We start from the raw sequence: 11,579 nt of genomic DNA, 5'->3' as shown, positions 1-11,579 counted from the left end.
ACGTAGGGTAAAGCCAGGTATGATTGTACATTCGGATCGAGGGGGCCAATATCTGTCGCACAAAATGAAAAAACTGATTAAGACTTTTAAGCTAAAACAGAGCATGTCCCGGGCCGATGATCCGTACGACAATGCGTGGGCCGAGTCGTTTTGGAGCAGGCTAAAGGCAGAGCTGAATATGCCGAAAGGTGGATATGAAAGCCTAGAAAAATTAAAGACCGTCCTATTTGAATACATTGACGGATACTATAATACACGAAGGTTGCATTCCTCTTTAAACTATCTGAATCCGGCTGCCTTCGAGGCTGAATACTATCGGCAAACTGGATGAGAAATGAGACTTTTAATTTTACTAACCCGCAAAAGTGTAAACCAAAACGGAACCACGTCACCTATCCCCCAACCTACCGCTGTAATTTTAATGGACAATGAAGAATACCCGCTATCACCATCGGTGGTCAGGTGCGGATAAAAGTTAACTACTGCGGACCAGGTGGAACTGACTTTAACCTTCGTTTTGTACGGAGTAGATAGGAAGCTCCTTACTCATTCGGAAATTTGTAATCCAAACCCCGCGTATGAAGTTTCGGTTCGCAACTGCCAGTACGAAACCTTGCTTTTCGAAGAATGACCTTGCGGTTTTACTTACGTCAGAGGTTAAGATCTTTGCACCCCTTTTAGTGGCCTTGTCTTCTAATCTATCATAGATGGCTTGCGCGATGCCTTGACGGAAATAATTTTTATCTGTGTACATAAAGTCGATGTAAGAGCAGTCTTTTAATGACCTGAAACCGGCTACATTTCCGTCCACTTCGGCGACAATAAAATATTGGGTCCGGATTGCAGCCGTCCAGCGCTCAACGTTTTCAGTTCCTTGCCTCCAGGCATTGCGCTGATCCGGATCGTAGTCGTTGATGCAGGAATCCCCTTATTTCTTGCTGGCGGAATAAACAAGGACAACGTAAGGCAAGCTATTGAAACAGTTCAGCCATTCGGACTTGACCTTTGCAGCAGCGTTCGTACAGGAGGAAAACTTGACCCTGAAAAACTAGAAGACTTCTTTAATGCAATCGTGAACAACGAGTAAGGTTTTTCTTTTAACTCACCATTTCAATTAACAATACTAACATTTCACCGGCCTAACTATACACTTGAAATGTTTTACAATTTTTCCACATAGACCCATTTACCAACTTTGTCCCATCGAAAATGCAGCAGCAATGGAGAATTGCTGCACTGCACTCCCAGATGCAATAATACCAAAACCATATTTAGCCATGAATTCAAAAGAAACACTCGTCTGCGCGGGCCTGATGATGGGTGTGCTTCCCTGTCAGACGACAACAGAATGCACAAGCTCTTCATTTAGCAGGAGTTTGATATTACAGTGAGTAAAACGTATAACACTGATTGTCAGAAATGATTAACCTCAAACAAACAATGCGGGCCTTCTGGATCGTGCTCTTGCTTACAACCTCCCGTATGGCCCATGCCCAGTCCATGCGACTAGCATATTTTGGTAAAACCCTCACGCACTACGGCCTTACAACACTTCTAACCTCATACGTTTCGCTTTGGAAGCAGGAACATTGATACCACTGAGAAAAGGATGAAATCACTTACAAAACTACTGTTGATATGCTCGATGATCTGGCTATTCTCCTGCCAGGACAAGGATGCGTATCCGCGTGAGGACGCTACTTTGTTTCTGCGCCACAAAGGCGCTAATATGCCTATTTGGGTCAAAGGGAACAGCCAGCCTAATAAAATTGTGCTCTTCGTACATGGCGGCCCCGGGGATTGTGCGATGTGTTACCGCTACTACCTCAAAGACCTGGAAAACGATGTGATGATGGCTTACTGGGACCAGCGCGTAGCTGGCGCATCTTCTGGAAAAGTTGATACTGCAACGTTGCGGCTTGAGCATCCTTTTCTGGGTTGATTCAATTTTTTTGCCACCAATTCTACCAGCAGGTGCCATGAACCCCACTGATCCGCAAAATAGCCGGCAAAACTATACCTGTCAACATTTTAAAGGCTGAGCCTTCTTACGATCGGTGTTACCTTTCTGTTGTTCGCGATTTTAATTGCGCATGGCTATTATTATAGACCTTCCCTTTTTTTGGATGTGTGAATTTGAGGCCGGACCACACTGAATCAATACTTAAACAAGTGCTTTCAACAAGTCCAAAGTCATAACCAATTTTGATCACTTTCGGTAACGACAAGTCGGTATCCAGTTGCCCGCCTTTGGGCCAGGATACCCAAAGCATTCCGTCGGATTTGAGTTTGGATTTTAATTTAGGAAAGAGATCTTCCTGATCAACCTGCCGTGTTACAAATAAATGAATGTAATCAAACCCACCTGTCAACTGCTCGCTGAATTCAACATCTGGTAAGTCAAGCGATTGGATCACTACCTTAGGAGCATTGACAAAAAGTGCTTTTGAATTCGGACGAACTCCCATCTTTTCAGCTACCGACCTCATTTTTTCAGCGAGTCTAATATTTTTAAATAATGCGGATTATACATGATCCCAAGTATGTTACCGAAAGGGTCAACGACAGACGCTGTTACAAACCCATCCTCCCTAGCAGTAATCTTTTCATACTCCTTCGCACCTTGAGCGATTAGCTTAGCAAAGACCGATTCCACATTTTCCACATGCCAAAATGCCACAACGCCTCCTGGTTGATCTGTAGCAGATGTTGGATGAAATTTCTTATCGATAATACCCAACTCATGCTCGAAATCCCCTAAACGAAATTCGATGTAAGCAGGATTGTCACCGTTTGGGAATAAGTAATAAGGTTCAACTTCTAGAAAGTTGGAATACCACTTTCTAGCTTCCTGCAAATTGTCAGCAAACAAGGTTATATCCATTGGGTGCCTGTTTTCTTAAAGCAAACAGTGGACCGCCAACGCATATCGATCTCATCACCACTAGCCCGCATTCCTCTCACATTATTAAATGAATAACAGATTGCCAGTTGGTCACCAGCAATTATAGAAAGATTCTCAACATTATAGTAAAATTCTCCTGGAAACTGTCTTTAACGGGCATATTTGCCCAAACTTCTAATTTGGCCATGTCATTCTCCATTTGTTTAAGGATTTTTATAAAAAACATGCCTCCGTACAATCACACAAAGTCTTCCTCTCCGTAAGATAACTTCGCCTGGCGCTGCTGCGAATGCGGACAAACTAGGAAAAGTGCGCTATTCCGGGCTGGAAGATCAGATTGATTGCCTGTTCTCAAATTATGCATAGCGTTATTCACTTAGCGAAGTGACTGCTCCGGTGCTTAATCCGGAACTATTGGTTTTAAAAATCACATTGGCGTTACGCCCTAAGATTGCAAAACCCGAGATGACCTGAACTTTCTAAGCATTGCCCAGAAAGAAGGCGAAGACTATGGTTACAATGAATTCGTAACGAGTGTTGACACAGTGATCCTTGTCAGCAAAACGTATAACTGGGTCAAAAATTCCAGTTTTGAGTTTCCGCATCATGACAAAGCGTACTATGTGATTACGAGCCAGAACTTACCCAAAGACGGATATATCACCTTCTCTAATGATGACTTGAACTTGCTAAAATACATGATTTGAAGGCAACATGTCTGCTTAACTTACGGTGACCCATTTCCATAACTTGCATTATGTTAGTTAGGATTTTTGAAAATATGAGTCTCAAGGTATAATCATTCTTTCATCAACTTGACATGTTGAACCTATTTGAGCATTCACTGTTATCATAACTAGTAAAGTTGTTGAATATCAGATTGATTCACCAGAACTAAATAAGTTGATCAGCAACAGTAAATTCAAGAACAATCCTAAATTTGCTAAATCAACCAATGGCCTCATTATGTTCAACATCACGGACAGAAGTTTGGTTGAGAAATATTAAAGTTAGAAGAATAGAATAAATAACTAAAACGATGTTCATCAATGAGATTATCCGTATTTTTTGCAGGCCTGTTATTAATAACCCTATCATTAAGCCAAGCCTCAGGCTTTGCAAGGAAACGAGAGCTTTATCAGCTGAAAATCTATCATCTGAAAGATAGCAATCAGCGCGACCGCCTGGAAGCCTACTTAAAACAGGCGTACCTGCCGGCACTTCACCGTGCAGGCATTGGCAAGGTCGGTGTTTTTACACCTGCCAGCGATGCTGATTCACTGATCTACGTCTTGATCCCATTTAAGTCGGCAGACCAGTTTTTAACCTTATCGGATAAGATGGCAGATGATAAGAGGTATTTGGCTGCGGGTGAAGACTATCTCAACACGAGCTTTGATAATCCGGTTTTTAAGAACATTGAATCCATTTTTATGGAGGCTATTGCGGGAATGCCAGTGCTTCAAGTGCCAGCTCTGAAATCGGATGCAAGTGAAAGGATTTATGAATTACGAAGATATGAAGCGGCTAGTGAAAAACTGCATGATAATAAAATCAGCCAGTTTAACAATGGCGAACTGGCCATTTTCAAGCGCCTTGGTTTTAATACGGTGTTTTGCGGAAAAGTAAAAGCCGGCAGCAAAGTGCCCAGCCTGGTCTATATGACTTCTTTCGAAAGTAAAGCAGAACGCGATGCGCACTGGAAAGCATTTACTGCTGATTCGGATTGGGTAAAACTAAATGCCCTCCCAGAATATGCACATAATTTTTTAAGAGCAGACATTTACCTACTTCATCCGGTAGCTTATTCTGAGATATAATACGATTATGCAATAATCACTAAAATTTCTTAACAGAAAAAGAGCTTCGAATCATCGGAAGCTCTTTTTCTGTTTAATTGCCTAATGCGATTTAATCAATCGCGTTGTTTTCCCACTTTTGAAAATCGAATTTATTGGGGAGAAGCGAAAAAAATCTCGCATCGCCTTGCACATAAAATTGGTTTACAGGAAAGTACATCAGGTCTACCTTGACAGGTATACGTTTAATATCCCCAACGATTGGTTTTTCACTGGCATCCTCCCTTGCGTAAATGTTTTCAAAGCCGCTGCTTACAGTCGGAGAAAATCATTGTACAAAGGTAGGTCTGCCTGTACATGGAGCCCGTAGCCACCATTGTAAAAGTCCCTTGATTCTAATGGGCGTAATTAGACCGAACCCTGCGCCAAGCCTGATACCGGTTTGGGACCGTTATTACTTTCTGTTGATTGAGTCTGAGCATGCATGGTAACCAGGCCAAGTCCTGCAACGATTGCGATTTTGGATATAAAAACTCATGATTAGAAATTTTGATGAGTAACAATATGAATGAAGAAAGATGAACTGAATAGACAAGTTCCGGTTATTTGGCATTCAATTGTGATACAAACTTACCGGAGGCGTCCTTTCGAATATTGTAAGAAAGCGAATTCGGCAGATTCAGGGATGATTCCCTGGCCATAAAACCTTCAATGGCGAAATACACGATGAAAGTTTAAAGCTTGTTTTCGAGTAACGAGAGAAAATTTGGTGATCGTGCAAACGAAAGGTTTAAAACAATATAACTTCTAAAGTTTTGTGTAACTTAATTCTAAAGTTACACTACATGACGCAATATGGCCAAGTCGGGGCTCAAAATATCCACATCATTAAATATTTTCCTAGTGAATTTTTTGATCCTACCTTTTTCAGCCGAAGTAATCATCAAGTGTACTCTTGGTGATGTTGCTTTGATCAGCAGGAATCTTCATTGCCTTTTAAGCTTTTAAGAAGATCATGCGCCTCCTTTGTCTCGATTTGACGCTGCATTAACATCTCTTCTGCTTCTTGCACCGTTAGCCTATGCGCCTCGCGCTTCTGCGTTTCGAGTTCCGCTAGGTCGGGATCTTTATAGTAAATACTATCAACCTCTGCGGTCAAACCTGGACTGAGCTGCCTGGCAATCCAGAATTTGAGATCGCTTTCCTGCAAACGGCTGCTTTCCCGGTAACTGCTGATGGCAACTGCAACACTTATGGCCTTTGTGAGCAAAAGCACCGCTACCGAGATAATAAGGCCTTTCGAGCGAAGGTCGAAGTGATGGTGGTGTCGGACTTCTGATATTTTTGGGACACTTTCAATAGCTCGCTTGATTTCAGAAAAATACGGCTCTAAATCCGGCTTGATGCAAATTGCTTTAAATCCCTTTTTATATCAATCAAGGTATCAGCAAGCGTTTTGTTTTGCGACTGAGCCGCAGTTTGAATTAGGTTTTCGATTGATGCATTTTTCCTTATCACAAGCGAAAGCACTTCTTCAATCGATTCGAGTTGTTCTTCTATCTTTTTCATAAGCTTTGTCCTAAGTATTTCTTACGTTTTTTCTTTTTGTCGTATTTCTCATTGGCTGGTCAAACTGCTGGGCTGGCCTGAAAAGGTCGTCAAGGACCTGATCGTTCTGCGTTTGCCGTGCAACTGCAATGTGGGGAAATGTTGGTCCGGGCAAATCAGTCTGACAAACATGCTGCGTTCGAAAGTTTTGCATCATTGCTTGCTTCTGATTCTGCCGGATCAAGGCATCCAGTTTGCCAAAGCTCAGACTCCAGTCTATCTTAGACCCTTTAAATTGCAGATCACCTTTAGCGAAGATTTCACTAGTGCCCGATTTACAGTTGAAGATGGTTTGGATGCCTTGCCTTGCCAGCTTGGCGCTCAACTCATTCCATCTCGCAGCGGTCGCGCTTGCTGATTTGATTGCATCAAACAATTCATATCTGACTTTGTCTGCACCTTTAAGATGCTGCCGGGTAACCTGCTGTTTTCCCTTACCCAAATGATAGCCGTATTTGAGGGTGATTTCCTTGCAGACCTTGTGGTTCCGCTCTTTTTGAAACCGGTCTGAAATGGTTTTGCCCTCGTTATTCACCCGGTTATAAATAATATGGAGATGCGGACGATTTTTATCCCGGTGCTCGACCAGGATAAACTGCGAACCGGTAATCTTCATCTTTTCCATGTACTCCAGTGCACGCTGCTTCATAATCTCAGGTGTTAGCAGGGCTGCGTCCTGCTTGCTCCAACTGAGTGAAATATGCCCGACTCCTTTTAAGGTCAGGGTTCAGTTTCCTTTGCATGTTGAAGTCATCGATCATGGAGTGCACTTGACCCTTTCTCACACCTTCGGCTAGCAGTAGACTCGCTTCCTGCTTTTCCATTGCATACCGGACCACACGGCCGAAGCTGCTGCCAATTGTTACTTTACCGATCATCTCTGCCAAGCTTTTTCAGGATCGAATCGATTTGCAAAAGCAGCTCTTGGCAGGATTGCCGGATGAATATCAATCCTTCCTTATGGGCAAGGTGCGTGACCTGATTTAGGTTGTTGGCCATGCCAGTCACTGTTTTCAGACGCCTGAGATCATCAGGTTTTAACCTTGCCGCAGCCAGGCACTTGGTTTCATCCCTACATCCTTTGCCTTGTCTCCGATTAAAAAACGCTCGTTTTCTGTCAGCCTGACCATGAGCTGGCTCTGCCGTTTTACTTTTTTATGTGGCCTGCCGCCTTTCCGGTTATAGGGCTTTGGGTCTTTAATTTCTGTCTTTTCTATCTCACATTCCATTATCTGTGTCAAACCTTTTGCGACCAACCGGAGAAAAAGGCAAGTTTTAGTCACGCGGGAGCGGGAAGGGTTTTTGCGAAGCGAAAACACAAACTCGCTCTCTGATGACTTTTATAAATGCAGCCCGCCAGACTTTTTGAAATTCTGCTGCTTTTTGATCTGTTTTTCAGCCGATTTATTTGCCACTAGCTCATTTAGATCCTTGTAGTTTCGATAAATGTCCGAAGCGTCCACACAGTTTAGTCCCGAAGTCTGATATTTTTCCAGTAGCCTTTTTCCTACTTCGTCCCGGTCCCGATAAATGAAAGCGATACGGTAATCTTGGGGAATATCCAGACTTCGCTTTGCCAGGCTGACTGAGTTTAGCACCAGAAAGTCACTGCGGACCGGCATCTGTTTTCGCAGTGTTAAAAGGGAAAGGAAATCCATAAAGCCTTCCAATACACACACTGACTTGTGCCCGCTATTAATATGGGTAATGTCTTTTGGAGACAATGAGCCCTTGAAGTGTGGGCTTCTGAGCTCGTAGCCACCTGAGCGGTTTTCAAACCCTGCGGCATAGTAGCTCTTGTCTCCAACCTGGTAGTAAACCTCCTTGCAGTAAGGCCTGGCAAGAGAGAGGTCAATGCCCCGATTTTGCAGATACTGGCTGATAGCGAGGTTACTTCCCAAATTCTTTATGCCCGATATCTGGATCGCTGTTTGCTTGCTTGTCAGACGTAACGGTCCGGTCTATATGTGCAGCCCTTACAGTAAGCTGTTGCGGGTGAAACAAAAAATGTCCGGACCCAAGTTTTTCCAGCAATACTTTCGTATCGCATTGGAATAGCTGACGGCCAAGTCGATGATATCGCCTCCTTGGCCGCTTCCGTGCTCGTAATATAGGTTCAGTAAAGGAAGGTGTCTTCTCCTCGCGCAATGGAGAGAGGTACCAATAGTCCTGACCCCGGACGTATTGCGGATGGATGTTGCAGTTTTGCAGGAGTTCTACAATGGAAATCTCCTTGGCGGGTATGACGTATTTCCTCGGCCCGAATGGATATTCATCCATTTGTTGCTTGTTGTTATCAATCAGCGAATTTATAATCGCACAAAGATTCCAAAGATAGAAGCCAACCGTAGTCAAAACTGTTATTGTTGTCAAGCATCTACCGCTCATAGTTTTGAAGGAACTTTACGGTAATGCTTTCTAAAGGTAATTTCTTCTAGGATAGAAGCTTTTGAGGCTTTTCAAGGCACACTTGTATGTGATCGCCGTCCCAATCCGCTCGTCCGCTTGCAGCAATTCAATTTGTTTCACCGCTTTTGCACAGGAAAAGCCAAGCACGGCTGTGGCGGAGAAAGGTCTGACCAAAGTATGCGTGATGTATCCTTATGCGGAAGGCAAAACCTTTGATATGGACTATTATGAAATCAAGCACATGCCGATGGTTGCAGGGTTTTTAGGCTCAAATTTGGTAAAATACACGATTGAGAAAGGCATCGCGAGCGGCATTCCCAACCAGCCATTGCCTTTCATGGCTATCGGTACGTTTTATGTAAAAAGCCTGAGCGACTACCAGGCTGCGATCGGTCCTAATAGAGACGCCATTCGTGCGGATTTTCCAAAATATACCAATATCAGCCCGGTCATTCTGGTCAGTGAGGTGGTTAAATAGTTTAAGCGCGTGCGGCTTCATTGATAATGTATAAATTTGAAGCATTACTGTGTTCAAGTCCTTTATGTTTTCAATAAAAAAACTGATTTCAAAATTTCGGGGAGCCGATCAGCATCCGCAGGCTCATCAATATGATTTGTCCCTTTGTTGTATCGTTAAGGACGAAAACAACTATCTGGAAGAGTGGATCGGGTATCATCGCAAAATTGGTGTCCAGCATTTTTATATCTATGACAATGGTAGTAAAGTGCCGATTCGTACTGCATTAGCAGCCATTAATGCTCCGGCTGATGTTACGGTGATTGATATGCCGGGAAAAAACAAACATGTTAAGGCATACCAGCATTGTCTCGACAGATTCGGCGGTTCTTCCACCTGGATCGGCTTCATTGATATTGACGAATTTATTGTCCCAAAAACAGCAAGTTCAAACCTGCCGGAATTTTTGAAAGACTATGAAAATTACGGTGGGTTAGGGGTTTCCTGGCTGATTTTCGGCTCCAATGGACATGTTCAAAAGCCGGGTGGACCACAGCTGGAGAATTTTACAAAACGCTCGGATGTTACTTTCCCGCCCAATAGGCATATTAAAAGCATTGTGCAGCCCCGATTTGTGAAATCGGCCTATAAGTCGCACTGCTTTCATTATAAACCCGGATATTTTTGTGTTAATGAGCACAACACTGCCATTGATGGCGCGACTGCGGATGTAAGCGTGGATAAAATCCAGCTCAATCATTACTACTGCCGCTCATTGGAGGAATACCATGAAAAGGTTGAAAGAGGAATCAGCGATACCAAGCGTAAGCGGAAACTGGAAGAATTTCACAACCACGATATCCAGGCGAACGTAATTGAGGATACCACGATATTGAAAGTCCTGGAAAAATTAAATAACAGCGTGAATTGATAAGCCCTATTTTTTAGGTGGGACCTTATTCCCGATAACCAGGACTTCTTGCAAAGTAGAGTCATTAAGGATCATTTGCAACCTTTTCGGATCAGGATAAGGGATTTGAAAACCCGGCTTATTTATTGTAGAAAAATCCTTTGTAGCCAGATAATTGCGGACATTTTCTGTTTGGGTCAATCGCCTTGCACGTTCTTCCTTCAACACTCTGAAATCCAATACGGACCGTTGGATGTAGCTGAAAAATACGGCTACGAAAAATGCTGCTGCTACACCCCAAACGGCCTTTCTGACCACGGGCTTGCCCTGTATACTCGTAAGCCTTAACACAAACCAGCTGTTCGCCGCCAGACCCAGCAAGAGGACTTCTGCATAGCGTGGCGGCATATGTATGGAATCGTGCCCGCGGCCGTAAGCGAGTGCGACGATTTGCATGGCGGTCCATGCGAGGCAGCCAAACATTAACAAGTCGGTTTTGCCTATCTGTTTGCGCAGGAAAAGCATGCGGGAGACAAAAAATAAGCCCGGCAGCCACATGACACCAATAAACAATTTGCTGCCGCGCAAAGGCCAGCCCATAAGGCGAAGCATCGTGGATATGAACTCTGAAAACGTGGTGGCATGTAAAATATAATGTCCTTCAACACGGGGCATTGTGAAGTAAGCCGAAACTGCCATTGCAAACAGAATGATCATTAATAAGGCTGTCTTTGCACTTAATAAGCGTTGAAAGTAAGCCCGTGCGAGATAAACAGCGATTACAGCAAGAGGCGTTAACAGGCCCGAGGCCAATGTTAAAATGCTGATCAGGCTCAAAAATAAGATCACCCAGACGGACCAGCTTCTATTGTGAAAATGGGCGGCAATAATCAGTGATGCGAGTGTAAATAGGTTAACAAAGTAAAACTGGCTCTGGAAACCAATCAGGAAATTTTCCCACGAAAAAGGAAGTGATCCGCCTGCAATGATAACGGCAATGATCAGCCATTTTAATCCGGTTATTTTTTCGGTCCGGGCGAGGGTCCAGATAAAAAGTAAGGGCGTTGACGCACCAAACAGAATATTAAAACGTGCTTCGACAATGTTGTTCCAGGATCCGGTCAGCCAGAAAGTGAACAAGGTCATGATGCGCGTAGGCAGGATGCGATGTTCATTGTGTGCAATGAAGAGGTCCTGAAATTGTAATTTTCCCTCGATCCACGGTTTAAGTAAGCCAAGCCATTCAGCATCCCATTGATCCCAAAATGGCAATGAAACGGCAAACCGTTCCACATAATACAAGCGAGGGATGATTAGAGCTAGGGTAGAAAATCCTATTAGAAGACTATTCTTGCTATACTTATTCACAATTGACTGGCTAACATTTAGCAAATATACGTCGTGCCTGGTAAACTAAAAAAAGCCGAATGCCGGGATTCCCAACATTCGGACTGAACACCTAAACCGTTTAATTAGTCATCAAAACTGCCT

Annotated in this window: 19 protein-coding genes; 7 read left to right on the top strand and 12 right to left on the bottom strand. The window is 43.5% G+C overall.

What is annotated here, in order from left to right:
- The coding region (locus G395_RS0124300; RefSeq protein ID WP_026632173.1) for an integrase core domain-containing protein at positions 1–331 on the top strand (331 nt) is incomplete at its 5' end.
- A 174-nt stretch (positions 332–505) separates the two neighbouring features.
- On the opposite strand, the gene G395_RS31805 is transcribed toward G395_RS0124300, so the two are convergent.
- Positions 506–916: a GNAT family N-acetyltransferase gene (locus G395_RS31805; RefSeq protein WP_084439815.1), complete on the bottom strand. Its 411-nt coding sequence runs from the start codon at positions 914–916 to the stop codon at positions 506–508.
- Here G395_RS31805 and trpF point away from each other — a divergent pair.
- The 3 genes from trpF (at position 875) to G395_RS0124285 (ending at position 1,942) form a co-directional block, all read left to right on the top strand.
- Complete coding sequence (trpF, locus tag G395_RS0124290) at positions 875–1,087, top strand: phosphoribosylanthranilate isomerase (RefSeq protein ID WP_229204283.1); 213 nt, start codon at positions 875–877, stop codon at positions 1,085–1,087. The two genes, G395_RS31805 and trpF, sit on opposite strands and share 42 nt — an antisense overlap.
- A 332-nt stretch (positions 1,088–1,419) precedes the next feature.
- Positions 1,420–1,593 carry a hypothetical protein gene (locus G395_RS32565; RefSeq protein ID WP_157486800.1) on the top strand — a complete coding sequence of 58 codons (174 nt, stop codon included), beginning with the start codon at positions 1,420–1,422 and terminating at the stop codon, positions 1,591–1,593.
- A 16-nt stretch (positions 1,594–1,609) separates the two neighbouring features.
- Positions 1,610–1,942 carry a hypothetical protein gene (locus G395_RS0124285; protein WP_035361959.1) on the top strand — a complete coding sequence of 111 codons (333 nt, stop codon included), beginning with the start codon at positions 1,610–1,612 and terminating at the stop codon, positions 1,940–1,942.
- Positions 1,943–2,060: 118 nt separating this feature from the next.
- Here the strand turns inward: G395_RS0124285 and G395_RS0124280 are convergent, their stop codons facing one another.
- Complete coding sequence (locus tag G395_RS0124280) at positions 2,061–2,489, bottom strand: hypothetical protein (RefSeq protein ID WP_026632438.1); 429 nt, start codon at positions 2,487–2,489, stop codon at positions 2,061–2,063.
- On the bottom strand, positions 2,486–2,884 hold the full coding sequence (locus G395_RS0124275; RefSeq protein WP_026632437.1) for a VOC family protein: 399 nt from the start codon (positions 2,882–2,884) through the stop codon (positions 2,486–2,488). The genes G395_RS0124280 and G395_RS0124275 overlap by 4 nt, the downstream gene beginning before the upstream one ends.
- Positions 2,885–3,954: 1,070 nt before the next feature.
- Here G395_RS0124275 and G395_RS0124260 point away from each other — a divergent pair.
- A complete protein-coding gene (locus G395_RS0124260) occupies positions 3,955–4,725 on the top strand; it encodes an NIPSNAP family protein (protein WP_026632436.1) in 771 nt (256 codons plus the stop codon).
- 952 nt (positions 4,726–5,677) lie between these two features.
- On the opposite strand, the gene G395_RS0124245 is transcribed toward G395_RS0124260, so the two are convergent.
- From G395_RS0124245 to G395_RS30205, 8 genes are all read right to left on the bottom strand, one after another.
- Positions 5,678–5,980: a hypothetical protein gene (locus G395_RS0124245; RefSeq protein WP_026632435.1), complete on the bottom strand. Its 303-nt coding sequence runs from the start codon at positions 5,978–5,980 to the stop codon at positions 5,678–5,680.
- Between the two features lie 113 nt (positions 5,981–6,093).
- Complete coding sequence (locus tag G395_RS0124240) at positions 6,094–6,273, bottom strand: hypothetical protein (RefSeq protein ID WP_026632434.1); 180 nt, start codon at positions 6,271–6,273, stop codon at positions 6,094–6,096.
- 10 nt (positions 6,274–6,283) lie between these two features.
- The gene (locus G395_RS31295; RefSeq protein ID WP_229204282.1) at positions 6,284–6,961 is read right to left on the bottom strand and encodes a relaxase/mobilization nuclease domain-containing protein; all 678 of its coding nucleotides are present in this window, start codon (positions 6,959–6,961) and stop codon (positions 6,284–6,286) included.
- 4 nt (positions 6,962–6,965) lie between these two features.
- On the bottom strand, positions 6,966–7,190 hold the full coding sequence (locus G395_RS31290) for a hypothetical protein (RefSeq protein ID WP_051350352.1): 225 nt from the start codon (positions 7,188–7,190) through the stop codon (positions 6,966–6,968).
- Positions 7,180–7,311: a plasmid mobilization relaxosome protein MobC gene (gene mobC, locus G395_RS31800; protein ID WP_084439809.1), complete on the bottom strand. Its 132-nt coding sequence runs from the start codon at positions 7,309–7,311 to the stop codon at positions 7,180–7,182. The genes G395_RS31290 and mobC overlap by 11 nt, the downstream gene beginning before the upstream one ends.
- A 38-nt stretch (positions 7,312–7,349) precedes the next feature.
- Positions 7,350–7,541 (bottom strand): plasmid mobilization protein, encoded by a 192-nt coding sequence (locus G395_RS0124225; RefSeq protein ID WP_026632433.1) that lies wholly within the window; start codon positions 7,539–7,541, stop codon positions 7,350–7,352.
- 111 nt (positions 7,542–7,652) lie between these two features.
- Positions 7,653–8,213: a DUF8464 domain-containing protein gene (locus G395_RS32255; protein ID WP_157486799.1), complete on the bottom strand. Its 561-nt coding sequence runs from the start codon at positions 8,211–8,213 to the stop codon at positions 7,653–7,655.
- Positions 8,203–8,685, bottom strand: a complete 483-nt coding sequence (locus G395_RS30205; protein ID WP_157486798.1) for a hypothetical protein — start codon at positions 8,683–8,685, stop codon at positions 8,203–8,205. Before G395_RS30205 ends, G395_RS32255 begins: the two co-directional genes overlap by 11 nt.
- 76 nt (positions 8,686–8,761) lie before the next feature.
- On the opposite strand from G395_RS30205, the gene G395_RS0124210 reads away from it, so the two are divergent.
- Both G395_RS0124210 and G395_RS30200 read left to right on the top strand, forming a co-directional pair.
- Positions 8,762–9,199, top strand: coding sequence for an EthD family reductase (locus tag G395_RS0124210; protein WP_229204281.1), 438 nt, complete (start codon positions 8,762–8,764; stop codon positions 9,197–9,199).
- Positions 9,200–9,263: 64 nt separating this feature from the next.
- On the top strand, positions 9,264–10,109 hold the full coding sequence (locus G395_RS30200) for a glycosyltransferase family 92 protein (RefSeq protein WP_051350351.1): 846 nt from the start codon (positions 9,264–9,266) through the stop codon (positions 10,107–10,109).
- Between the two features lie 6 nt (positions 10,110–10,115).
- On the opposite strand, the gene G395_RS0124200 is transcribed toward G395_RS30200, so the two are convergent.
- Complete coding sequence (locus G395_RS0124200) at positions 10,116–11,390, bottom strand: hypothetical protein (protein WP_051350350.1); 1,275 nt, start codon at positions 11,388–11,390, stop codon at positions 10,116–10,118.
- Positions 11,391–11,579: the final 189 nt, after the last annotated feature.

The sequence above is a fragment of the Dyadobacter alkalitolerans DSM 23607 genome (genome assembly GCF_000428845.1).
GTDB lineage: Bacteria > Bacteroidota > Bacteroidia > Cytophagales > Spirosomataceae > Dyadobacter > Dyadobacter alkalitolerans.
This window is presented reverse-complemented; position numbering and strand designations above follow the sequence as displayed.